Origin of the sequence: Pseudomonas sp. MWU13-2862 (assembly GCF_023242495.1) — a bacterium.
Classification (GTDB): Bacteria; Pseudomonadota; Gammaproteobacteria; order Pseudomonadales; family Pseudomonadaceae; genus Aquipseudomonas; species Aquipseudomonas gingeri_D.
In genome coordinates this window covers 356,618-379,289 of the sequence record NZ_JALMEZ010000001.1, presented here as the reverse complement: position 1 = coordinate 379,289, position 22,672 = coordinate 356,618, and the positions used below count along the sequence as shown (strand labels likewise).

The following is a 22,672-nucleotide window of genomic DNA, read 5'->3' as shown; positions in this document are numbered from 1 at the left end:
TTATTGCTCCGCGCTCGTGCTGTCGGTTTGTAGCGGTACCGCCGGCTTGGCATCCGGCTTGATCCACCAGGTGTCGAGGCCGATATCGTAGGCCGGCGAGACTTTCGGGTGGCCGATATGGTCCCAGTAGGCCACGCGCCAGGTCTTGATATGCCAGTTGGGGATCACGTAGAAGCCCCATTGCAGCACGCGGTCGAGGGCGCGGGCATGCTCCACCAGGCTCTGCCGGGAGTCGGAATCGATCAGCGCTTCCACCAGCTCATCCACCGCCGGGTCCTTGAGGCCCATGAGGTTGCGGCTGCCGGGTTTGTCGGCGCTGGAAGATTTCCAGAACTCGCGTTGCTCGTTGCCCGGTGAGTTGGACTGCGGGAAGCTGCCGACGACCATGTCGAAGTCCCGCGAGCGCAGGCGGTTGATGTACTGGGAAACATCGACCCGGCGAATCACCAGATCGATGCCGATGTCGGCGAGGTTGCGCTTGAACGGCAGCAGCACCCGCTCGAAATCGGTCTGGGCGAGGAGGAACTCGATGCTCACCGGCTTGCCCTGGGCGTCGACCATCTTGTCGTCGACGATGCGCCAGCCGGCCTCCAGCAACAGCTGGTAGGCACGGCGTTGTTGCGGACGGATCATGCCGCTGGCGTCGCACACCGAGGGTTCGAAGGCCTGGGTGAAGACCTGTTCGGGAATCTTGCCCCGCAGTGGTTCGAGGATGGCCAGCTGGGCGGCGTCCGGCAGGCCGGTGGCGGCCATTTCCGAGTTTTCGAAATAGCTGCGGGTACGGTGGTAGGCGCCGTTGAACAGCTGCTTGTTGGTCCACTCGAAGTCGAACAGCAGGCTCAGGGCCTCGCGCACGCGGATATCCTGGAACATCGGTTTGCGCAGGTTGTAGATGAAGCCCTGCATGCCCGTCGGATTGCGATTGGGGATCTGCTCCTTGATCAACCGACCCTGGGCGACCGCCGGGGTGTTGTAGGCGTTGGCCCAGTTCTTCGCGCTGTTCTCCAACCAGTAGTCGAATTGCCCGGCCTTGAGGGCTTCCAGGGCTACGGTGCCGTCACGGTAGTAGTCCATGACCATGGCATCGAAGTTGTAGAAACCGCGGTTGATCGGCAGGTCCCTGGCCCAGTAGTCCTTGACCCGCTCATAGCGTACCGAGCGTCCGGCCCTGACCTCGGCCAGCTTGTACGGCCCGCTGCCGAGGGGGAACTCCAGGTTGCCCTTGTTGAAGTCACGGTCGGCCCACCAGTGCTTGGGCAGCACCGGCAGCTGGCCGAGGATCATCGGCAGTTCACGGTTGGTGGTGCGCTTGAACTTGAACAGCACCCGCAACGGGTCTTCGGCGATGACGTCGTCGACGTCGGCGTAGTAGGTCCGGTACAGCGGGGCGCCATCCTTGATCAGGGTCTGGAAGCTGAACACCACGTCTTCGGCGCGCATCGGGTGGCCGTCGTGGAAGCGTGCCTCAGGGCGCAGGTAAAAGCGCACCCAGCTGTTGTCCGGGGCCCTTTCGATTTTTTCCGCCACCAGCCCGTATTCGGTGAAGGGCTCGTCCAGGCCATGGCGCATCAGGGTGTCGTAGATCAGGTCGAGACCATCGGCCGGCACGCCCTTGCTGATAAAGGGGTTGAGACTGTCGAAACCGCCCATGGACGACTGGCGGAAGGTACCGCCCTTGGGGGCGTCGGGATTGACGAAGTCGACATGCTGGAAATCGGCCGGGTATTTCGGGGGTTCGTTGTAGAGCGTCAGGGCATGTTGTGGAGCAGCGACGGCAAGGCCGGCCAGGGCGCTGAACAGCAGGCCGCTGAAGGGCAGGAACAGGACGCGCGAAAACATCATTGGGCTTTCTCCGAAGCTTTCATCCACCAGGCGCTCAGGCCCAGGGTGTACGGCGGCGTGGTGACGAAGGCGAACCGGTTGCGGTAGGCCAGGCGATGATAGTCAAGGTACCAGTTGGGAATCATGATGTGTTGCCAGAGCAGGACCCGGTCCAGGGCACGACCGGCGGCCAGTTGCTCGTCGCGGGTGTGGGCCGCCAGCAGGGCTTCGAGCAGATGGTCGATCACGGGGCTTGCGACCCCCGCGTAGTTCTTGCTGCCCTTGACGCCGGCCTGGCTGGAATGGAAGTACTGCCACTGCTCGAGTCCCGGGCTGAGGTTCTGGTCCAGGGTCATCAGGATCATGTCGAAATCGAACTGGTCGAGACGTTGTTTGTACTGGGCACGATCCACTGTTCGCAGGCGGGCGTCTACACCTATGCTCGCGAGGTTTTCGACGTAGGGCTGGAGGATCCGTTCCAGGTTCGGATTGACCAGCAGTATTTCAACGCGCAGGGGTTGGCCGTTCTTGTTCAGCAGGCGCTGGCCGTCGAGTTTCCAGCCGGCGTCGCCGAGCAGGGCGAGGGCGCGGCGCAGGGTTTCGCGGGGGATGCCGCGACCATCGGTCTGCGGCAGGCTGAAGGGTTCGCTGAATAGCCGGGCCGGCAGTTGTTCGCGGTAAGGCGCCAGCAGCAGCCATTCCTGCCCGGCTGGCACGCCCGTGGCGGAAAACTCGCTGTTGGGATAAAAGCTCATGGCCCGCCGGTAGGCTCCGCCGAACAGCGTGCGGTTGGTCCATTCGAAGTCGAACATAAGGCCCAGGGCTTCGCGCACCGGGTCCTGGGCAAAGCTGGCACGGCGGCTGTTCATGAACAGACCCTGGGTCTGGGTCGGGATCCGGTGGGGGATCCGGGTCTGGATCACTTCGCCCCGCTCGACGGCTGGAAAGCGGTAGCCGCTGGCCCAGTTCTTGGCCTGGTGTTCGATATAGATATCGAACTCACCGGCCTTGAAGGCTTCGAAGGCGACGTCGCTGTCGCGATAGAACTCCACTTCGACGCGATCGAAATTGTATTTGCCGCGATTGACCGGAAGGTTTTCGCCCCACCAGTTCCTGACCCGTTCAAAGACCAACTGGCGACCCGGTTGCACCTTGCTGATGCGATAGGGGCCACTGCCCAGTGGCGGCTCGAAGGTGGTGGCGGTGAAGTCGCGGCCTTGCCAGTAGTGCTGCGCCAGCACCGGCAGTTCACCCAGGCGCAGGATCAGCAGCGGATTGCCCGAGCGTTTGAAGACGAAGCGGATCCGCTGAGGCGTAAGCACGTCGACCCGGGCCACTTCCTGCAGGCTGGTGCGGTACTGCGGATGACCTTCCTTGAGTAGCAGGCGGTAGGAAAAGGCCACGTCGTAGGCGGTAATTGGCGTGCCGTCGTGGAAACGCGCCTCGGGCCGCAGGTTGAACACCACCCAGCTGCGATCCTCGCTGTACTCCACCGACTGGGCGATCAGGCCGTAGCTGGCGTTCGGTTCATCCCCCGAGGGTGCGTACTGGCCGGTGCCGGCCATCAGGGTGGCGTTGAGCTCGTTGACGCCGTATTGCAGGAAATTGGGCGTGCTGACCGGGCTGGTGCCCTTGAAGGTATAGGGGTTGAGGGTGTCGAAGGTGCCGAACGCCATCACCCGCAAGGTGCCGCCTTTGGGGGCATCGGGGTTGACCCAGTCGAAGTGGGTGAACCTGGCGGGGTACTTGAGCGTGCCGAACTGCGCATAACCATGGCTTTCGCTGATCGTCGCGCTTGCGGGAGAGCTCAAGGCCAGGCTGATGAACAGCAGGAGGAGGGGACGCGTCAAGGCAGAGATCCGATCCAGGCGGCTTGGGCTATAGGGCCAGTACCTTAACAGCTTGTATCGGGTGGAAAAAGGCGTGCCGGAAGAGGCGCAATCCCCTTGTGAATGTCAGGTTGGAAATCTGGGCTTGCAGGCGACGCCGAACCTGTAGGAGCAGGGCTTGCCCGCGAAGCTTTTGGCGGTATCGAGGCCGCCTTCGCGGGCAAGCCCTGCTCCTACAGGGGCGTGATGTTTTCGCGGTCGTTGGCGATTAGCGCGGTTGGGAAACCGTCAGGATCTGCCCGGGCTTGAGCGCCTGGCCAGTGCGCGGGTTCAAGCGCTTGAGGTGCTGCATCTCGACATTGAAACGCTTGGCGACGATATACAGCGAATCGCCTTTCTGCACCTTGTAGGTGGTAGCGGCCTTCTTGCTGGCCACGGCCTTGACGTTGTCCTGCATGACCAGGGTCTGGCCGACCTTGAGGTGATGCCCGGAAAGCTTGTTCCAGTGTTGCAGGTCCTTGACGTCGACCCGGTTGGCCTTGGCGATCGAGGTCAGGTTGTCGCCGGTCCTCACCTTGTAGCGGCGGGTCAGGCGTGCCGGTGAATTGCCGGCGAGGGATTCGAACACCGGCTTCTTCGGCCGCAGGCTGATCAGCTCTTCGGGGTTCATTCGCGACAGGCTGGCGGTCAGCAGTTGCGCCTTGGAGCTGGGCACCAGCAGGTGCTGCGGGCCGTCCATCGTGGCTTTCTGCTTGAAGGCCGGGTTGAGCTGGATCATCTCGTCTTCGTCGATCTCGGCCAGGGCCGCGACCCGGCTGAGGTCCATGGGCTGGTTGACTTCGACGGTGGCGAAATACGGTTCGTTGGCAATCGGGTTCAGGTTCACGCCGTAGGCTTCGGGGGCCATGACCACCTGGGACAGGGCCAGCAGCTTGGGCACGTAGTCGCGGGTTTCCTGGGGCAGCGGCAGGTTCCAGTAGTCGGTGGGCAGGCCGAGCTTTTCATTGCGCTCGATGGCCCGGCTGACCGTGCCTTCGCCGGCATTGTAGGCGGCCAGGGCCAGCAGCCAGTCACCGTTGAACATGTCGTGCAGGCGGGTCAGGTAGTTCATCGCTGCGATGGTCGACGCAGTGATGTCCTTGCGCCCGTCGTAGAAACGGTCCTGGCGCAGGTTGAAAGAGCGGCCGGTGGACGGAATGAACTGCCACAGGCCGACGGCATCGGCTCGTGAATAGGCCATCGGGTTGTAGGCGCTTTCGATCACCGGCAGCAGCGCCAGCTCCAGCGGCATATTGCGTTCTTCCAGGCGCTCGACGATGTAATGAATGTAGAGGCTACCGCGGGAGCTGGCGTTTTCCAGGAATTCGGGGTTACTGGCGAACCACAGGCGCTGTTGTTCGATACGCGGGTTCACACCCAGGCCGTCCTGCAACTGGAAGCCCTGGCGCATGCGCTCCCAGACGTCCTGGGGCGGCGTGTGCTTGGCCTTTTCGCTGAGCCAGATCGGTTTCTGCTTGATCCGGGCGCTGAGGTTCGGGGTCGGTTCGTTGTTGCTGTCCACCGGGGTATGAAGGCTTGAACAGCCGGCCAGGGCGGCGGACACAGCCACGGCAACAGCTTGAGCCAATCGCGTCAATGCGTCTGAATGGGTGGGTTTTCGGTTGGATGACGACATTGGCTGGAAGTGAGTTCCGGGCGAAAATGTCGGGCGATTCTAGAAAGCGCTCAGGGTGCGGTCAACCATTCAGATTTTTTGTGTTGACCGCACCTCGATCAGAAGCTGTCTTTCCAGCGGCGCAGGGCCGCAAAAACCTCACTCGGCGAGCCGTTGTCGAGGCCGTTCCGTTCGTCTGCTTTTTCTTTAACAGATGTTTCGCCGACCCGCAGAAACGGGTTGGTCTTCAATTCCAGTGCCAGGTTCGAGGGCAGGCTGATGCGTCCCTCGGCCCGCCATTGGCTGACCTGTGCCATTCGTTCGGCGATGTCCGGGTTCTGCGGTTCGACCGCCTGGGCAAAACGCAGGTTGCTCAGGGTGTACTCGTGGGTGCAGTACACGCCGGTGGTCGCCGGCAGCGCCGCCAACCGGCCGAGGGAATGGTGCATTTGTTCTGGCGTGCCTTCGAACAGGCGACCGCAGCCGGCGGCGAACAGCGTGTCGCCGCAGAACAGCAGCGGGCGGGCGGCATCGCCATGGTAGAAAGCGATATGCCCCAGGGTATGACCGGGCACGGCGAATACCTGGAACTCGAGGCCGAGCACCGTGACGCTGTCGTTATCGCTCAGTGCCAGGTCGCGAGCCGGGATGTTTTCGCTGGCCGGACCCAGTACCCGGGCGCCACTGGCCTGTTTCAGGCGCTCGACACCGCCGACATGGTCGTGGTGGTGATGGGTGACCAGGATGTCCTCGAGTTGCCAGCCCGGATGCTGTTCCAGCCAGGCCAGCACCGGCCCGGCATCGCCCGGGTCGACCACGGCGCAGCGGCGGCGGGCGGTATCCTGTAACAACCAGATGTAGTTGTCGGTGAAGGCGGGCAGCGCGTCGATCTGTATCATGGTGCAATTCCCAAGCGCAAAACAATGGCGCATCTTAGTGCTTGTAAAGCACCTGTGGCGAGTTGGAGAAGGCAATGACCGATAAAGCGTTCGCTCAGGCTGATCCTGACTGGCTGGCACTGATCAGCGCGGCCCGCGACTGGCTGTCCGGTCCCCTCGGGCAACTGCTGCTCGATGAGGAGCGGCGCATGCTCGAGGACGAGTTGGGGCGGTATTTCGGCGGCTACCTGGTGCATTACGGCCCCTCGGCCGAGACCCCGCCGCAGGCCGACCAGGTGCGCCGCAACGTGCGCCTCGGCGCGCCGCTGCCGGGGGTGGAGATCGTCTGCGAGGAGCAGGCCTGGCCGCTGAGCGAGCATGCCGCCGATGTGGTGGTGCTGCAGCACGGCCTGGATTTCTGCCTGTCGCCCCATGGCCTGCTGCGTGAGGCGGCCGCCGCCGTGCGTCCCGGCGGGCACCTGCTGATCCTCGGCATCAATCCCTGGAGCGCCTGGGGGCTGCGCCATGTTTTCGCCCATGACGCGCTGCGCCAGGCCCGCTGTATTTCACCCTCGCGGGTGGCTGACTGGCTCAACCTGCTGGGCTTCGCGCTGGAGAAACGCCGCTTCGGATGCTATCGTCCGCCGCTGGCGTCGGCCGCCTGGCAAGCGCGGTTGGCGGGCTGGGAGCGGATCGCCGGCGGCTGGCAGCTGTCGGGTGGCGGCTTCTATCTGTTGGTCGCGCGCAAGATCGTGGTCGGCCTGCGGCCCGTGCGCCAGGTACGCCGCGAACCGGTCGGCAAGCTGGTACCGCTGCCGATGGCCAAGGTCAACCGGCGACAAAGCGAAGAGTAAGCATTTTTTTCCTTGAGGGTCGAGCCTGCTCGGCCCGGGATGCGTCGGTCAGTTACCGGCGCGCCACGGGGTCATTTTCGATGGAAAGGTTGTAATGAGCGATACTGTTGAACTCTTCACCGACGGTGCCTGCAAGGGCAATCCCGGCCCAGGCGGCTGGGGTGCCTTGCTGGTCTGCAAGGGCATCGAGAAAGAACTCTGGGGCGGCGAAGCCAACACCACCAACAACCGCATGGAGTTGATGGGGGCGATTCGCGGCCTCGAAGAGCTCAAGCGTCCCTGCGAAGTGTTGCTGGTGACAGACTCGCAGTACGTGATGAAAGGCATCACCGAGTGGATGGTCAACTGGAAGAAACGCGGTTGGAAGACCGCGGCCAAGGAACCGGTGAAAAACGCCGACCTTTGGCAGCTGCTCGACGAGCAGGTCAGTCGGCACACGGTGAAATGGAAGTGGGTCCGCGGGCATATCGGCCATCACGGCAACGAGCGTGCCGACCAGTTGGCCAACCGTGGCGTGGATGAAATACGGGGGATCAAACATGCGTAGCGTGGTGCTCGATACCGAAACCACCGGTATGCCGGTCACCGACGGCCATCGTGTCATCGAGATCGGTTGCGTCGAGTTGATGGGGCGCCGCCTCACCGGCCGGCATTTCCACGTGTACCTGCAACCTGACCGCGAAAGTGATGAAGGCGCCATTGGCGTCCACGGTATCACCAACGAATTCCTGGTGGGCAAGCCGCGTTTCGCCGAGGTGGCCGACGAGTTCTTCGAATTCATCAAGGGCGCCCAGCTGATCATCCACAACGCGGCGTTCGACGTGGGGTTCATCAACAACGAATTCGCCTTGATCGGTCAGCAGGACCGTGCGGACATCACCCGCCACTGCAGCATCCTCGACACCCTGATGATGGCCCGGGAACGTCACCCGGGGCAGCGCAACAGCCTCGATGCCCTGTGCAAGCGCTACGGCGTCGACAACTCCGGCCGCGAACTGCACGGCGCCTTGCTCGACTCGGAGATTCTCGCCGACGTCTACCTGACCATGACCGGCGGTCAGACCAGCCTGTCCCTGGCCGGCAACGCCACCGATGGCAATGGTTCCGGTGAAGGCTCGGGCAACCAGGCCAGTGAAATCCGCCGCCTGCCGGCCGATCGCCAGCCGGCGCGGATCATTCGTGCCAGCGAAAGCGACCTGGCCGAACACCTCGTGCGTCTCGAAGCGATTGCCAAGTCCGCCGGCGCCCCGGCGCTCTGGACCCAACTGGCCGAGGCCGACGCGCAACGCCACTGAGCAGCGCGCGGATGATCTTTTGTGCAGCGGCGATTGACCTTCTAAGCTGAAGGGACCGGTGCAGCGAGGTCCACTGTCCGGGGACCGGATGTCCCCGGACAGGACCCCGACGTTTCTCCTCCCGATCGTGCACCGTGACATCAAGGCTTGAGGATGATTGGCCCAATGCATTTAGTCACGAACCCGAAGTATCCCGAGGTATCGGTCCGTGTAGCTGACGCTGGTTTCTCCGAGTACATCTGGGGCAGCGATTTCAGTTTTCAGGTCAAGGCCCATGGCTTGGCTGAAATCGGCAAGCGGGTCGACCAATGGCCACTGGTGCCGGTGGCGCCCTATCGCAAGTGTTATGGCATCGACCCCGAGGAGTTCGCCAGCTATCGCGCGGCGGTGGACAGCGAAATCTTCATGGCCTACCTGGACGGTCGTGCGGTCGGCCATGTGGTGGTCAGTACCAACTGGAACGGTTTTGCCCATGTCGATGAGCTGGCGGTCGACGCCTCGGCGCGGCGTCACGGCGTGGCCCGGGCGCTGCTGGATGTAGTGCGCTTCTGGAGCCACAAGAAGAACCTGCCGGGGATCATGCTGGAAACCCAGAACAACAACCTGGGCGCCTGCCGCCTGTACGAACGTTGCGGTTATGTACTGGGCGGGATCGATCATCTGCGTTATCGCGGAATCGATGCGCAAACCGCCGAGGTGGCGGTCTTCTGGTACCTGTTGTTTGCCGGACAGCCCTGACGGGCGGCCGGCTCAGAGCAGCATCGCGGTGGCTTTCTCGCCGACGATTTCCAGCAGGGCCTTCAAGGCGGCGCTCGGTTCGCGGTCCTTGAGGGTCAGGGCGTACAGGGTGACACCAATGGCCGGCGACACCGGGCAGACATCCAGTCCGCCGGCCCTGGCCCCGACCGCTGTGAACGGGTCGACAATCGCCAACCCTTCACCGGCTTCGACCATGCTGCGCATCATCTGGTAGGTCTGCACCCGCGTCTGTACCTGGGGTGCCGGCCGCAGGGCCTGCAGCTTGCTGTCGAGCATCAGGCTGAGGGTGTCCTGCTCCTCCAGGCCGACCATCGATTGCCCGGCCAACTCCTGCAGGGCGATGTATTTCTGCTTGGGTTGCAGCCAGCCGTGGGGCGCCAGCAATTGCAGCTTGCCCTCGGCCAGGGCCTGGGCGTGGATCTGTGGATGATCGGGATTGTGCAGGCTCAGGCCCAGTTCGACCTCCCTGAGCAGTAGCTCACGGACGATCTCGCGGGTGTGCTGGCTGGCGAGGGTGCAGGGGGTTTCGCGAAAGCGTCGGCGCAAGGCCGCCAGGCTCTGGGGCAGCAGTTGCTGGGCCAGGGTCGGTGTGCAGACCACCCGCAGGGCGGGGTCCTGATGTTGACGCAGGCTGCCGGCCAGTCGCCGCAGCGGTTCCACTTCCGCGTACAGGCGGTGGAGCAGGGGTTGCAGCTCGCGGGTTTCCCGGGTCGCCTGCATCCGCCCGCGCACGCTGGCGAACAACAGGAAGCCCAACTGCTGCTCGGCGTCCTGCAGGGTCGCGCTGACGGTGGCCGCTGGCAGTTGCAGCAACTCGGCGGCGGTGCCGAGGTTGCCGGTCTGCAGGAGGGCCTGGATTACTTCGATATGGCGTAAACGCATGCTTGAAGTCCGTGTCCAGCCGGGAGGGGGTCAGTGGACTGATCCTAACTCAAGTCTGCGCACATGACTTCAGGTGGCTGTTGCGCCTGTTGTCCCAGATCAGGAAGCGGTCGAGGTCTCGGGTTCACGGGTGAGCGTGACCCCGGATTGAACCAGCTGAAATGAGTTGTGGTCGATTTTGTTGACGCGATCGCCAATGGCCAGTTTGTAGGTGGTGACAGGCTCCGTGCCGGCCAGGCCTTCGGCTGAAGGCGTGGATTCCTGGAATTCATGCACGGAATAGACGCGACCTTCCGCATCCCTGGCATGAAATTGTCCGACGAGTACTGCGGCCATCTGTTTAGAACCTCTGGAAATGAAAACCCGATTTGCGGCTCAGTAGACCGTGGTTTGGCGGGGGAAGTTTTGCAAGGTGGAAAATATAGTCGCTCTACTCTACAGGCTCCGGGGCATCGAAGGGGAAAGCAGTGGACTGACGGGAGAAAATCGTCGGAACAATAGCGGCCGATCATCTATAACTACTGTTCCTTCGCCCAGATAGTCGGGAGTTCTTATGAGCAACGTCTACACGGTCGCTGTGCTGGTTGGCAGCTTGAGAAAACAATCCATCAATCGCAAGGTGGCGCTGGCCCTGGCCGGGCTGGCACCGGCGAACCTGAAGCTGACGATTGTCGAGATTGGCGATCTGCCACTTTACAGCGAGGATATCGATACCGACGCGCCGCCGGCGGCCTACAAGGTCTTTCGCGAACAGGTCCGGGCCACCGATGCGGTGCTGTTTGTCACCCCGGAATACAACCGTTCGGTGCCTGGAGTCCTGAAAAACGCCATTGATGTTGGCTCGCGGCCCTATGGCAAAAGTGTCTGGAGCGGCAAGCCGGGGGCGGTGATCAGCGCCTCGCCGGGAGCGATTGGCGGTTTTGGCGCCAATCACCACTTGCGCCAATCCCTGGTGTTCCTCGACGTACCGTGCATGCAACAGCCGGAAGCCTATCTGAGTGGGGCGGGCAGTGCGTTCGACGAGGCGGGCCACCTGTCGGAGACGGTCAAACCTTTCCTGCAGAGCTTTATCAATGCCTATGGGCACTGGGTCGAGCGCAACAGGAAGATCTAGAGGGGATTTGCCAGGCGCTGATGGATCAGCCCCTGGGTTTCCCGCAGCCAAGCCTCCACCTGTGTCGCGGACAATTGCGCGGTGATGCAGTAACGCCGCCCGCCCCAGACCAGCACCAGCCAGGCATCGATGGCCTGGTCCGAAGGTCTGGAGGCGAGGTCCGTGCAGGCGTCGAAGGCCTCCCGCCATTTCTGCGACAGTTCCTGGAATACCCGTTGATGGTGCTTGGGCTCCGCGATCTCATGTTCGAGCATCAGCAGCGGGTAGTCGAACAGCGGCTGCTCGGAGCTTGCCGGATGACCGCTGAGCTGTACCAGACGCTCGACCCGTGCCTGCCAGTCCAGGCCCTCGGCACGGATCACCTGGTCATCGAGCTGACACAGCAAGCGCTCGACGCTATGGCGCACATAACCGGACAGCAGCGCGGCCTTGCTCGGGAAATAATCGTACAGCGTACCGATGGCCACCCCGGCTTCCAGGGCGACCGCGCGGGTGGTCAGGGCGGACCAGCCGTTGTGCTGCCAAATCCGAACAAAGGCTTCGTAAATGGCCTCGACGGTGAATATCGCCCGGGCCTGACTGGGCCGCTTGAGCGGCTTGGCGCGGGGCTTGAGGCTATGTGCAGCCGGCTTGCCGGCGTTTCCGAACCCGTTCTTCATGGTCTGCCATTAAGCTGGTTCCACCCGCAATCGTCGCAGAGAGGAGTCTGATTATGCCAAGTGCCAGCACGGTAACACGACTGATCACCCGCAAGAACGACCTCGGCCAGAGCCGGATCGAAACGCAGGAACGTGCCCTGGTGGTCGGTCCCGGCGAGGCGATCCTCAAGGTCGAACGTTGCTCCCTGACCACCAACAACATCACCTACGCCGCCTATGGCGACTCGATGAACTACTGGGGCTTTTTTCCTACCGCGGAGGCGGAGTGGGGGCATATACCGGTCTGGGGCTTTGCCGATGTTTTGCTGTCGAATGTCGATGGGGTGGCGGTGGGGGAACGCTTCTACGGTTACTTTCCGATGGCCAGCCATTTGTGGATGAAACCGGAACGGGTGACCGAACGGGGCTTTTATGACGGTGCCGAGCACCGCAAGGACCTGACCTCGGCCTACAACCAGTACACCCGTTGCAGTTGGGACCCTTACTACAGCCCGGATACCGAGGACCTGCAGATCCTGCTCAAGCCGTTGTTCCTGACCTCGGCGATGCTCGCCGACTTCCTTCAGGACAACCAGTTCTTCGGCGCCACGCGCCTGGTGTTTTCCAGTGCGTCGAGCAAGACCGCCTTTGGTACGGCGGTGTGCCTGGAGGGGCGGCCCGAGTTGACCCGTGTGGCGTTGACGTCCTCGGCCAATCGGGCGTTTGTCGCCGAGCTGGGCTGTTATGAGCAGACCTTGGCCTACGATGAACTGGACCGGCTGGAAACCGACCAGCCGACGCTGTATGTGGATTTTTCCGGTGATCTGGCGTTGCGTGACCGGGTGCATCAACGCCTGGGCCGGCAACTGGTCTACAGCTGTTTCGCCGGCTCCGCGCAAACCACGGGGGAGGCGCAACTCACGGCGATCGAGGGACCGCAGCCGGTGTTCTTCTTTGCGCCGATCCAGATCCGCAAGCGCAATGCCGAATGGGGGCCGGAACGGGTCAGTCAGTATATCGGCGAAGGCCTGCAGCGGTTCTATCAGACGGTGAGCGAAGGGCCGGCGCCGCTGCTGGAGGTGGTCGTCGATGAAGGCTACGAGGCCGCCCGACAGTTGGTCTCACGCCTCTATCACGGGCAGGTGCCGCCGACCCAGGGCAATATCATCAAGCTCTGAAGCCCTGCATCAGTTGCCCTGGGGCATTTCACCCTTCGCCAGACGCTTGTTGATATCGTCGATTACCTGCGGCAGATCGTTGAGGGTGTCGATCAGGTAATGCGGCCGGGAGCCGGCGAACAGTTCGTGGATACGTTGGCGTTCGGCGTCCAGGGTCGCCCGGTCGAGGTCGCGGTACTGCTCGTAGGTCAGCCCCAGCGCGTTGCCCGAACATACCAGGGCGACGGTCCACATGCCGGCTCGACGGCCTTCGAGGATTCCCGGTACGGTGTCGTCGACCTTGACGCAGGCGGCGACATCGTCGATGCCCAGCGCGATCACGTTGGCCAGGGCCTGGGCCGGCCAGGGGCGACCGTTCGGCACCTCGTCGGTGGCCACTACATGGTCGGCAACATAACCGTTGCCAGCGGCCAGGGCCACGACCTTTTCCATGACCCGGGCCGGATAACCCGAGCACGAACCGATCTTCAGGCCTTGCTGGCGCAGTGTGGCGATGGTCTCCAGGGCTCCTGGAATCAGCGCCGAGTGTTCGGCGATCTTCTCGATCTGCAGGGGCATGAAGCGCTGGTAGATGGCGGTGACGTCTTCATCGCTCGGGGCGCGGCCGAAGGCTTGGCGGTAGCGTTCGGTGATCGCCGGTTGGTCGCACAGCGTGCGGATATGGTCCCATTTGCCCATGCCCATGGGGCCGCGGGCTTCTTCGATGGAGACTTGCACGTCGAACTCGGCGAAGGCCTCGACAAAGATCTGGGTCGGGGCGAACGAACCGAAATCGACGACGGTGCCGGCCCAGTCGAGGATCGCGGCTTGCAGTTGGGTGGGGTTGCGGTAGTTCATGTCGATCAGCCTTGAATACAATAAAAGAGTTGGAATACAAACCTGTAGGAGCCGGCTTGCTGGCGATGCGATCTGATCGTCGCCATCGTTGTCGCCTGGAAAAACGCTATCGCCAGCAAGCCGGCTCCTACAGGGGGCGTGTTCAGTCTTGGGCTCTAGATATCCAGCACTTCCATTTCCCGCAGGACCTCGGCGATAGCGGCAACCGCCGCCTGCATATCGCCGCGCCCGACCTGGCCGATACAGCCCACGCGAAACGTCTCGACCCGGGTCAGCTTGCCCGGATAAAGAATGAAACCCTTGGCCTTGACCCGTTCGTAGAACGCCTTGAACTGGTAGCGCGGATCTTTCGGCGCATGGAAGGTCACGATGATCGGCGCCTGGATCGCCGCCGGCAGGAAACTGCGCAAGCCGAGCCTGGCCATTTCTTCCAGCAGCACCTGGCAGTTGTCGGCATAACGCCCGAGGCGGGTGGGCAGGCCACCTTCCTCGTGGTATTGCAACAGTGCCTCGTGCAGCGCCGCGACCACATGGGTCGGCGGGGTGAAACGCCATTGGCCGGTCTTGGCCATATAGGCGTGCTGATCGTGCAGATCCATCGCCAGCGAATGGGAGTTGCCGGCGGCCGCGGCCAACGCTTCCTTGCGGGCAAACACAAAACCCATCCCGGGCACGCCTTCCAGGCATTTGCCGGAAGCGGCGATCAGCGCATCGAACGGCACCTGGCGGGCGTCGATGGGCAAGGCGCCGAACGAGCTCATGGCGTCGATGATCAGGCGTTTGCCGTGGCGCGCGACCACCTCGGCGATCTCCGCCAGCGGGTTGAGAATGCCGGTGCTGGTTTCGCAGTGGATCAGCGCGACATGGCTGACGGTCGGGTCGGCGAGCAGCAGGTGCTCGACATCAACGGCGGTGGTCGGTTGGTCTTCGGCGGTTTCGAAGGTGCTGAACGAACGGCCCAGCACTGCGCAGATCTTCGCCAGGCGCTGGCCGTAGGCACCGTTGATCAGCACCAGCACTTTGCCGTCCCGTGGCACCAGGGTACCGATGGCCGCCTCCACGGCAAAGGTGCCGCTGCCTTGCAAGGGTACGCAGTGATGGCTGTCGGCACCCTTGACGATTGCCAGTAGTTGCTCGCACAGGCTCGCGGTCAGCTGGTTGAAGCCTTCATCCCAGGAGCCCCAGTCCTGGCTCATCGCCTGGCGAGTGCGGGCCGAAGTGGTCAGGGGGCCCGGGGTGAGCAGGATGGGAGCGGCAGTACGCATGCGGGTTTCTCGCGGCGGGGATCGTTGACGGGATACAGGGCATAAATTGCCGTTTGGCTTGTCATCAATCAAATTGTTTGTTGTTATGCGAGCTATCAGTGAGGCCGATAGCTATGAACCTGTTCCAACTGCGCGCATTCGATGCCGTGGCCCGCGAGGGCAGTTTTACCCGTGCCGCGGCCCGGTTGTTCATCAGCCAGCCGGCGGTGACCGGACATATCAAGGCCCTGGAAGAGCACTACCAGATCACCTTGCTCAGGCGCACGGCGCGACGGGTGGAACTGACCGCCGAGGGCACCCGGCTGGCGGCGATCACCCGGGCCATGTTCGGTCTGGTGGAGGAAGCCCAGGCGATGCTCGAAGCCAATCGACAACTGCTGACCGGACGCCTGGAGATTGCCGCGGACGGGCCCCATATGGTCATGCCGATGCTTGCGCGGCTGCGGGCGCGATACCCGGGGATCACCGTCAACCTGAGGCTCGGCAATGCCCAGGAAACCCTGGCGGCGCTGTTGTCCGAGCATGCCGATGTGGCGGTGCTGACCGAGGTGGAGCCGCGCAAGGGCCTGTACCTGCAACCCCTGAGCGAGTCGCGGATCTGTGCGCTGGTGCCCCAGGGGCATCCGTGGTTGGCCGAACCACAGGGCATTGCCCTGGAGCAACTGGACCAGGTGATCATGGTGCTGCGCGAGCCGAGCTCGATCACCCGGCGCACCTTCGATCAGGCCTGTGCCCTGGCCGCCGTGAGTCCACGGGTGCTGCTGGAACTGGACAGCCGCGAGGCGGTGACCGAAGCGGTGGCCGCGGAGCTGGGGGTGGGTATCGTCTCGTCGTTGGAAGTCAGTCCCGACCCCCGGGTACGGGCGCTGCCGATCAGCGGTGAGGGGCTGGGCAACCGGCACCAGATCGGTTGCCTGGAGCGCCGCAAGGAACTGCGGCTGATTCAGGCATTCCTTGGGCTGGTGCCGCAAACGCCGGGGGCATTCAGCCCGTCCTGAAGAAAGGCCTGGCGCTGGCGCTGGCTCCAGTGCTGCTGGATGTAGGCGTGCAGGGCCACGCATTGTCCTGGGTAGAGCAACCACAGCTGTTCCGGCGTGGCGGCCAACTCCAGGGCCAGTCGCCGTCTGTCGGCGGGGCTCAGCAAGGCCGCGCCACGGCTGTCACTGCGGCCTTCCAGAAGGATGTCATCACGGCTCAGGCGCGCCAGTTCCTTGAGTCCGGGCCGGGGCATTCGCACGACGTACCAGATGTTTTCGCCCAGGCAACGGGCGGTGGTTGTCGGCGGTTCATGGGGTTGCTCATACAGATAGAACTCCCCGGGGTCATCATCCGGTGCGCCGCCGCTCTCCTGTCCCTCCCACGGCGCGGCGCCGCCAGGCGGCCGGTCGGCCAGGGGCGGCGGGTCAATGGCGGCGTACAGGTCCCGATCGGTGAGAAAACCACAGATCACCGGTTGCTCCGCCTCGTTCTCGACAAAGTCGATCAGCACCTGGCTGCCAACCCGGGGGGCCTGGCTTTGCGCGACGCCGGGCGAGGCCCAGCAGCCCGGTGCGCAGTCCGCGGGCTGGACGCTGTTCGACAACTGTACCCGCAGGCGCCCCTGGGCATCCGGCCGGGCGGTGCCGGCATGCGCACCCAGTAGCGTGCCGATCTGATAACCCTGCGCCGCCGGGCGTTTTTCCCGTAAGGAGGGGCGAAACGGCGTGGCCCAGGGGATGGCCCTGAAGTGATTGCTGTAGCCGTCGCTGAAACACTCGTCATGCAGGCCGTCGTCCGCCTCGACACTGAAGGCGTCGACGGGGTATCGATCCAGGCACTGTTCGCCCAGATGCTGCACCTCGGTGATCAGCCATTGATCGTTGAGCGCCTGTCGTGGATGGCCGCCGATCCGCCGGACTTCGCCGCTGCGCAGGCTGTCCAGGTTGCTGTAGCCCTGGATCTGGCGTTGTTCGCAACGCAACCGTTCGAGGCTGCGCTGGCTGCGTTGCTGTTCGTGGCGCTGGCGCGGTGTGGGGGGGGCGGTGTGCAGGCCATAGGCGTTGGCCTGGTTGGCGGCGCCGTCGTCGGGTGCTTCCGGCGGCCAGGCGGGAGCATGCCCGGGCAGTCGGCTGTCATGGCTGGCGAGCATCTGGTGACGCTCGTAGAGTTGGCTGATAAAGGGCTGTTCCAGTCCCGCGGCACTGTCGTGACAAGGCACCACGCCGGCTCGTTCGGGAAAGCTTTGCGGGTCTTCGGCGAACACCAGGACATGTCGGTGCGACGCCTGTTCGAAGTGATAGTGGATGCCTTCTTCCTCGCAGAGCCGGTTCAGCAACTGCAGGTCGTTTTCATCCTGTTGCAGGCACAGGGCCCGGCGTGGGTACAGGCCACGCTCAAGCTCGAAGCGGTAATCGGCGGCCTCCAGGTCGTGGGCTTCAAGCAGTCGCAGGAGAATCGCCGGTACGCTCAGATCGCAGAAGGCCCGACGTCGTTGGCAACGTGCCAGGGCTTGCAGGCGCGGCACCAGCACCACCTGGTAATGACAGAGCCGTGGCTCCAGGTAGCGACTGCTGATCTCCTCAATGATCCCATGCCAGCTGGCCTGCCCGCGGCCCAGGCTCAACAGGGCCGGACGATGCAGCAGGGGTTCCAGGTCCAGGGCGGTGTCGCCCAGCAGTTCCATTTCGAAGCGGAAGGGTTCGTTCAAGGCCTCGCGGCCCTTGAAGCGGATGACCGGCAAGGGGTCAGGGAGCAGGCCGATGGTCAGTGAGATCTGTCGTTCCTTGTCCTGAGGCATTTCGTCTCTTCTCCACGGATTTGTGGCAGAGGGTACGAAAAGCCGTGGGCGCCTGGACACCGCAAAACGATGTTTGGGAAATTGCCTACGAACATCAGGGTAGAGTCGTAATCTTCGTCAGGTTTTGGTCGATTGGCGGGGACTGGCCGTATAAACTGGGCGGCAAAGCGTCGGCCAATAAATGTCACGACGCCTCTGATCGAGAGAGTGAGTAATGGGCGCACAGTGGAAGGTTAAACACAAAGAAGCGGCGGCCAACGCCAAGGGCAAGATTTTTGGCAAGCTGGTCAAGGAAATCACCATCGCCGCGCGCAACGGTGCGGATGTCTCCACCAACGCACACCTGCGGCTGGTGGTCGAACAGGCGAAAAAGGCCTCGATGCCTCGCGAGACCCTGGAACGCGCCATCAAGAAAGGCTCGGGCCAGTTGGGCGAAACCGTGCAGTATCACCGCGTGACCTACGAAGGCTTCGCCCCGCACCAGGTGCCGCTGATCGTTGAATGCGTCACCGACAACATCAACCGTACCGTGGCGGAAATCCGCGTGGCGTTCCGCAAGGGCCAGTTGGGCGCGTCGGGCTCGGTGTCCTGGGACTTCAACCATGTCGGCCTGATCGAGGCGTCCCCGGATAGCCCGGATGCCGACCCGGAAATGGCGGCGATCGAAGCCGGTGCCCAGGATTTCGAGCCGGGCGAAGAGGGCGCGACCCTGTTCCTCACCGAACCGACCGATCTCGACGCGGTGCAGAAAGCCCTGCCGGAGCAAGGTTTCACCGTGTTGTCGGCCAAGCTGGGTTACCAGGCGAAGAACCCGGTCAGCGGCCTGAGCGACGAGCAGATGGCCGAAGTCGAGGCTTTCCTCGAAGGCCTGGACAACCACGACGACGTGCAAGACATGTTTGTCGGCCTGGCGGGCTGATCCGCCAAGCCCCCCTTGTCACAAGGGGGGCTGATGCCCGGCAGTTATGCCAGGGTTGCGCAGATCGCCTCGAACCCCGGTCGCGCCAGCACATCCGGCTGGATGCAGCGCAACTGCAGGTCCTTGAGCGATTCAAGCACGCGCGGCTCCATCGCCCCGTCGATCCGTTCCAGCAGTTCGCCGAGCAGAATCCCGAACGCACGCACCTCGATCCGTTGCAGCGCGCGGGTTTCCAGGCTGTCGGTCGGTGCATGGAACGACGCGGCGCCAAAATCCCCGAGCAGGCAATCCCCGGCCTCGTTGTAGAGAATATTGTGTGCGTACAGGTCGCCATGGCAGAGCCCCAGGCGATGCAGATGCGCGCCCACCGAGGCGATCCCGCGGGCCATGCGCAAGGCTTGTTCCGGGCTGAAGCGGGTCTCGTCCCGGTACACATCACGGCTGCACGAATCGAGGCTCGGCAGTGCCGCAAGATTGGCGAACTGCGGATCGATCAGTTCCATCACCAGGCCGGCCTGGGCATCGGGGTGACCGCCGATGCGCCCTTCGACCTTGATCAGGTTCGGATGCAGGCCCGCCGCGATGCAGGCATTCATTTCATTCAAGGGCGAACCGTCGCTGGTCATGCTGCCCTTGTACAGCTTGACCGCCACCGGCAAGGCCGGCGCCTCTGGACGGCTCCAGCGTGCCTGGCTGATCACCCCCGAGGCGCCTTCGCCCAAGCGTTGCGCCAGTTGCAGCTGGCTCCAGTCGATGCTCGGGGTGGTGTCGCCGACCAGCACCTCACCGGTGTGATCAAGCTTCGGGTTACCGGCATAGGCGATCCAGGCCAGGCCCGGCAGGGTCAGCAGCCACTCGGGCAACTCGTCCAGCTGGTTGGCGGCGATGCGGATCAGCTCCAGCCGGTGACAGTCCGCCAGGCTGGCGGGCAGGGTGCGCAGGCGATTGCCTGCCAGCATGAGTTTCTGCAGCAGGGGCCGGCGGCCGAGTTCTTCCGGTAGCTCGGTGATGCGGTTGTCGGTCAGGATCAGCCAGCGCAGCTGGGGCGGCAGGGCGGCGGCCGGCACTTGCTCGATGCGGTTGGCCTTGAAGGCGACCATGCTCAGTCTGGCGCACTGGCCCAGGCACACCGGCAACTCGGTGAACTGGTTGTCCGAGCAGAACAGGATGCGCAGGTGTGGCAGCCGGTACAAGTCGTCCGGCAGGCTGCTCAGGGCATTGCCGCTCAGATTGAGGATTTCCAGGGAGTCGGCCAGCTGGAAAATCTCCCGGGGGAACTCGGTCAGCCCGCAGGACAGGTCGAGTCGCTTGATACCGGTCAGTTGACCGGCGCGCAATTGGGCAAGGGTATCCATAAGCGGGCGTGAGTACTCGTCGCGATCATCAAAAAAAGATCGCCATGATAGCAATGTTGTTCAGCAACGGCGCTGTGATGAGTGGGTGTCAGCCCTGGTTGAGGGACTCGGGTCCGACTTCGACCAGTTGCCCCAGGCGGCTGCGGGTCCGTGCCAGGTCGATGGCATTACCGCCCAGGCTGTCGCGCAGCGGCCGTTCGCCGATCAGCAGCAGGCGTTTGTCCTGGTCGTACAGCACGTCGATCAGGTTGATAAAACGCTGCTGGGCCGCGATCGAACAGTCTTCCAGGCTGGGCAGTTCATCGACGATCCAGGTGTCGAAGCGTCGGCACAGTTCCAGGTAGTCCATCACGGCGGTGGGCTGGTCGCAGAGGTCGGTGAACTCGAAACGCACGGTGCGCTCGCTACACAGACGCGCCTTCAGTTGCCGGGCGCCGACCTGCAGGGCAAAGGCCGGAGCCTGGCGCTGCGGCAATAGCAAGGCCTGGCGTTGTTCCGCAGTGCCCGGCCAGACGTACTGGCCCTGGGTGAATTGCTGTTGGCTATGGCTGCGTGGTTGGCTGCGGTAGTCATGGGGGCCGCCGACCTCCATGACCTCCATGCGGGCGTTGATCAGGTCGATTACCGGCTTGAAGCGGGCGTGATAGAGCGGGTTGGGCAACAGGCCTTCGGGCGGGTAGTTGGAGGTCACCAACAGCAGCACGCCACGTTGGAACAGCGCCTTGAACAGCCGATTGATGAGCATGGCATCGCCGATGTCATGGACATGGAACTCGTCGAAGCACAGCAGCCGGCAGTCTTTGAGCAGCTCATCGAGGGTCCGGCCCAGGGCATCGGGGGTTTCCCGGTGGAGGAACATGCCCTGGTGCAGGTGGGTAAAGAAGTCGTGGAAGTGCACCCGCTGTTTCTCGGCAATCGGCACGGCCTGGAAAAAGCCGTCCAGCAACCAGCTCTTGCCACGTCCGACCGCGCCGTGCAGGTACAGGCTGCGTTGGCGGCCCTGGTGCGCGCTGTACAGCAGCGCGCTGGCCTGCTGTGCCATGCGTTCGATGACCCGCTGCTGGCTCAGGCTCAGGGTGTAGCCCTGGTGGTTGGCCTTGCGTCGGAAATACTCGTGCACGTCGTGGGACAGCGGTGCGGCGCTGCCCTTGCCGGCGAAAGCCTTGCCGAAAAAGCGGCGCAAGGCTGGCCAACGGGATTTCACGCCAGGGCGATGGGGGGGCAGAGCAGCCAACGGAGAGAATCCCCTTGCATGAAGGTCCGGAGCGAGTTCATTCGTCAGATAGATCAGAAAAGGCGTGAAGGCATATCGATTAATCTTTAACCAGTTTCAAGTTTTACCGTGACGCTTCAATCAAGGCAACCACTATCCAACAGGAATGATGCCTTGGAAGGCTCTATTGTTTTGGTATTGTCCCTTGTGCATCGACGATGCATTTGTGGTGGCTGGCACCAAGGGTTGCTCGAGGGTCTACACCGACCAGAGCACGCCGTCGGCAGGGACCTGCACCGACAACGTGATTCTGGATGTGGGTTTTTGAAGGGGGGGTCTAGCGCTCGATACTGCGGTTCCAGCGCGCGTTCCACTCAGGCCGCAGCAGGTTGACCTGATCCCAGTCGATGGCCACCGCGGTGTCCAGGTATTTTTTCATGGCCTCGACCTGGCCGCGGGTCTTGTCGGTGGTCGGGGTGTTGGGGTTGGACGGGATCTGGTCGCCATCTTCCAGCGCCGCCGCCTGGGCCTCGGGAGTCAGGAGGAACTCGGCGAGTTTCTGCGCCAACGCCGGCTCAGTGTTGTTGGCGATCGCACATTCGGCGACGTTCAGCACCACCGCGCCTTCCTTGGGTTGCGCGTACTCCACCGGGATGCCCTTGAGCTTGAGCGCGGTAACCTGGGTCGGGGTCAGCGGGAACAGTGCCGCTTCATCGGTCTGGACCATCTCCGAAAGCTTGGCCGAACTCGGGATGTACTCCAGCACATTACGCCCTACGCTGTTCGGCCAGGCCTTGAAACCCGGTTCGACATTGGTCTCGCTGCCGCCCTGGAGCCGGTTGAACATCAGGAAACCGTGCAGGCCGAAGGTCGAGGACGACATCGACTGGAACACCAGCTTGTCCTTGTACTTGCTGTCCGCCATGTCCATCCACGAGGTCGGCGCGGCCCAGCCTTTGGCCTTGAACAGCCGCGTGTTGTAGGCCAGCCCGGTCACCCCCAGGCTGACCGCCACGGCCTGGTCCTTGATCCGGCCCTTGGCCGGGATCTGTGCCAGGGTCGGGCTGTCTTCGAGCTTGCTGCACAGGCCCATGGAGATCGCCCGGTACATGATCCCGTCATCGAGGAAGATCACGTGCAACTGCGGATTGTCCTTGCTCGCCTGGACCTTGGCGAGGATGTCGGCGGAGGTGCCCGGCACAATGACTACCTTGACGTGATTGGCCTTTTCGAAGGGCGGCAGCACCTCGTCGGTGTACAAGCGTTCCATGGTCCCGCCGTTCATGCCCAGGTACAGCGTGGGCTCGGCCTGGGCCGGCGCGGCGCCCAGCAGGGCCATGAGAGGCAGGCAGGACAAACCGATCAGGGCATTGCGTTGAGTCTTCTTCATGGCGCGATCTTCCTC

21 protein-coding genes are annotated in these 22,672 nt (G+C 63.3%); 8 read left to right on the top strand and 13 right to left on the bottom strand.

Features of this window, described 5'->3' with window-relative positions:
* The 4 genes from M5C56_RS01815 to gloB all read right to left on the bottom strand — a co-directional run bounded on the left by M5C56_RS01815 (position 1) and on the right by gloB (position 6,203).
* Entirely contained in the window at positions 1–1,842 is a 1,842-nt protein-coding gene (locus M5C56_RS01815; RefSeq protein ID WP_103497816.1) for an extracellular solute-binding protein, read from the bottom strand.
* Positions 1,839–3,671, bottom strand: a complete 1,833-nt coding sequence (locus tag M5C56_RS01810; RefSeq protein ID WP_103497817.1) for an extracellular solute-binding protein — start codon at positions 3,669–3,671, stop codon at positions 1,839–1,841. Before M5C56_RS01810 ends, M5C56_RS01815 begins: the two co-directional genes overlap by 4 nt.
* 247 nt (positions 3,672–3,918) lie before the next feature.
* Positions 3,919–5,325, bottom strand: a complete 1,407-nt coding sequence (locus tag M5C56_RS01805) for a transglycosylase SLT domain-containing protein (RefSeq protein WP_103497819.1) — start codon at positions 5,323–5,325, stop codon at positions 3,919–3,921.
* Positions 5,326–5,423: 98 nt separating this feature from the next.
* Positions 5,424–6,203 carry a hydroxyacylglutathione hydrolase gene (gene gloB, locus M5C56_RS01800; protein WP_103497820.1) on the bottom strand — a complete coding sequence of 260 codons (780 nt, stop codon included), beginning with the start codon at positions 6,201–6,203 and terminating at the stop codon, positions 5,424–5,426.
* A 74-nt stretch (positions 6,204–6,277) separates the two neighbouring features.
* On the opposite strand from gloB, the gene M5C56_RS01795 reads away from it, so the two are divergent.
* The 4 genes from M5C56_RS01795 to M5C56_RS01780 all read left to right on the top strand — a co-directional run bounded on the left by M5C56_RS01795 (position 6,278) and on the right by M5C56_RS01780 (position 9,069).
* A complete protein-coding gene (locus M5C56_RS01795) occupies positions 6,278–7,036 on the top strand; it encodes a methyltransferase domain-containing protein (protein ID WP_103497821.1) in 759 nt (252 codons plus the stop codon).
* A 94-nt stretch (positions 7,037–7,130) separates the two neighbouring features.
* Entirely contained in the window at positions 7,131–7,583 is a 453-nt protein-coding gene (gene rnhA, locus M5C56_RS01790) for a ribonuclease HI (RefSeq protein WP_100942753.1), read from the top strand.
* Positions 7,576–8,331, top strand: a complete 756-nt coding sequence (gene dnaQ, locus M5C56_RS01785) for a DNA polymerase III subunit epsilon (protein ID WP_103497822.1) — start codon at positions 7,576–7,578, stop codon at positions 8,329–8,331. The genes rnhA and dnaQ overlap by 8 nt, the downstream gene beginning before the upstream one ends.
* A gap of 165 nt (positions 8,332–8,496) precedes the next feature.
* The gene (locus tag M5C56_RS01780; protein WP_100942751.1) at positions 8,497–9,069 is read left to right on the top strand and encodes a GNAT family N-acetyltransferase; all 573 of its coding nucleotides are present in this window, start codon (positions 8,497–8,499) and stop codon (positions 9,067–9,069) included.
* A 12-nt stretch (positions 9,070–9,081) separates the two neighbouring features.
* Here M5C56_RS01780 and M5C56_RS01775 read toward each other — a convergent pair whose 3' ends face one another.
* Both M5C56_RS01775 and M5C56_RS01770 read right to left on the bottom strand, forming a co-directional pair.
* Positions 9,082–9,972, bottom strand: coding sequence for a LysR substrate-binding domain-containing protein (locus tag M5C56_RS01775; RefSeq protein WP_103497823.1), 891 nt, complete (start codon positions 9,970–9,972; stop codon positions 9,082–9,084).
* Between the two features lie 99 nt (positions 9,973–10,071).
* On the bottom strand, positions 10,072–10,308 hold the full coding sequence (locus M5C56_RS01770; protein WP_103497825.1) for a hypothetical protein: 237 nt from the start codon (positions 10,306–10,308) through the stop codon (positions 10,072–10,074).
* 217 nt (positions 10,309–10,525) lie between these two features.
* On the opposite strand from M5C56_RS01770, the gene M5C56_RS01765 reads away from it, so the two are divergent.
* Complete coding sequence (locus M5C56_RS01765) at positions 10,526–11,086, top strand: NADPH-dependent FMN reductase (RefSeq protein WP_103497826.1); 561 nt, start codon at positions 10,526–10,528, stop codon at positions 11,084–11,086.
* Here M5C56_RS01765 and M5C56_RS01760 read toward each other — a convergent pair.
* Positions 11,083–11,745 (bottom strand): TetR/AcrR family transcriptional regulator, encoded by a 663-nt coding sequence (locus tag M5C56_RS01760; RefSeq protein WP_103497827.1) that lies wholly within the window; start codon positions 11,743–11,745, stop codon positions 11,083–11,085. The two genes, M5C56_RS01765 and M5C56_RS01760, sit on opposite strands and share 4 nt — an antisense overlap.
* A gap of 53 nt (positions 11,746–11,798) precedes the next feature.
* Here M5C56_RS01760 and M5C56_RS01755 point away from each other — a divergent pair, with 53 nt between their 5' ends.
* Entirely contained in the window at positions 11,799–12,902 is a 1,104-nt protein-coding gene (locus M5C56_RS01755; protein ID WP_103497829.1) for a DUF2855 family protein, read from the top strand.
* A gap of 9 nt (positions 12,903–12,911) precedes the next feature.
* Here M5C56_RS01755 and phnX read toward each other — a convergent pair whose 3' ends face one another.
* Entirely contained in the window at positions 12,912–13,739 is an 828-nt protein-coding gene (phnX, locus tag M5C56_RS01750; protein WP_103497830.1) for a phosphonoacetaldehyde hydrolase, read from the bottom strand.
* Between the two features lie 155 nt (positions 13,740–13,894).
* Positions 13,895–15,004 carry a 2-aminoethylphosphonate--pyruvate transaminase gene (locus M5C56_RS01745; RefSeq protein ID WP_103497832.1) on the bottom strand — a complete coding sequence of 370 codons (1,110 nt, stop codon included), beginning with the start codon at positions 15,002–15,004 and terminating at the stop codon, positions 13,895–13,897.
* Positions 15,005–15,117: 113 nt separating this feature from the next.
* Here M5C56_RS01745 and M5C56_RS01740 point away from each other — a divergent pair, with 113 nt between their 5' ends.
* Positions 15,118–16,002, top strand: coding sequence for a LysR substrate-binding domain-containing protein (locus M5C56_RS01740; RefSeq protein ID WP_103497833.1), 885 nt, complete (start codon positions 15,118–15,120; stop codon positions 16,000–16,002).
* On the opposite strand, the gene tssI is transcribed toward M5C56_RS01740, so the two are convergent.
* On the bottom strand, positions 15,948–17,780 hold the full coding sequence (tssI, locus tag M5C56_RS01735; RefSeq protein WP_103497834.1) for a type VI secretion system tip protein TssI/VgrG: 1,833 nt from the start codon (positions 17,778–17,780) through the stop codon (positions 15,948–15,950). The genes M5C56_RS01740 and tssI overlap by 55 nt on opposite strands.
* 214 nt (positions 17,781–17,994) lie before the next feature.
* Between tssI and M5C56_RS01730 the strand changes: the two genes are divergently transcribed.
* Positions 17,995–18,699: a YebC/PmpR family DNA-binding transcriptional regulator gene (locus M5C56_RS01730; RefSeq protein ID WP_100942741.1), complete on the top strand. Its 705-nt coding sequence runs from the start codon at positions 17,995–17,997 to the stop codon at positions 18,697–18,699.
* Between the two features lie 44 nt (positions 18,700–18,743).
* Here the strand turns inward: M5C56_RS01730 and M5C56_RS01725 are convergent, their stop codons facing one another.
* From M5C56_RS01725 to M5C56_RS01715, 3 genes are all read right to left on the bottom strand, one after another.
* On the bottom strand, positions 18,744–20,054 hold the full coding sequence (locus tag M5C56_RS01725; protein ID WP_103497835.1) for a leucine-rich repeat-containing protein kinase family protein: 1,311 nt from the start codon (positions 20,052–20,054) through the stop codon (positions 18,744–18,746).
* 88 nt (positions 20,055–20,142) lie between these two features.
* Positions 20,143–21,288: a cell division protein ZapE gene (zapE, locus tag M5C56_RS01720; RefSeq protein ID WP_103497836.1), complete on the bottom strand. Its 1,146-nt coding sequence runs from the start codon at positions 21,286–21,288 to the stop codon at positions 20,143–20,145.
* 316 nt (positions 21,289–21,604) lie between these two features.
* Positions 21,605–22,657 (bottom strand): ABC transporter substrate-binding protein, encoded by a 1,053-nt coding sequence (locus tag M5C56_RS01715; RefSeq protein WP_103497838.1) that lies wholly within the window; start codon positions 22,655–22,657, stop codon positions 21,605–21,607.
* Positions 22,658–22,672: the final 15 nt, after the last annotated feature.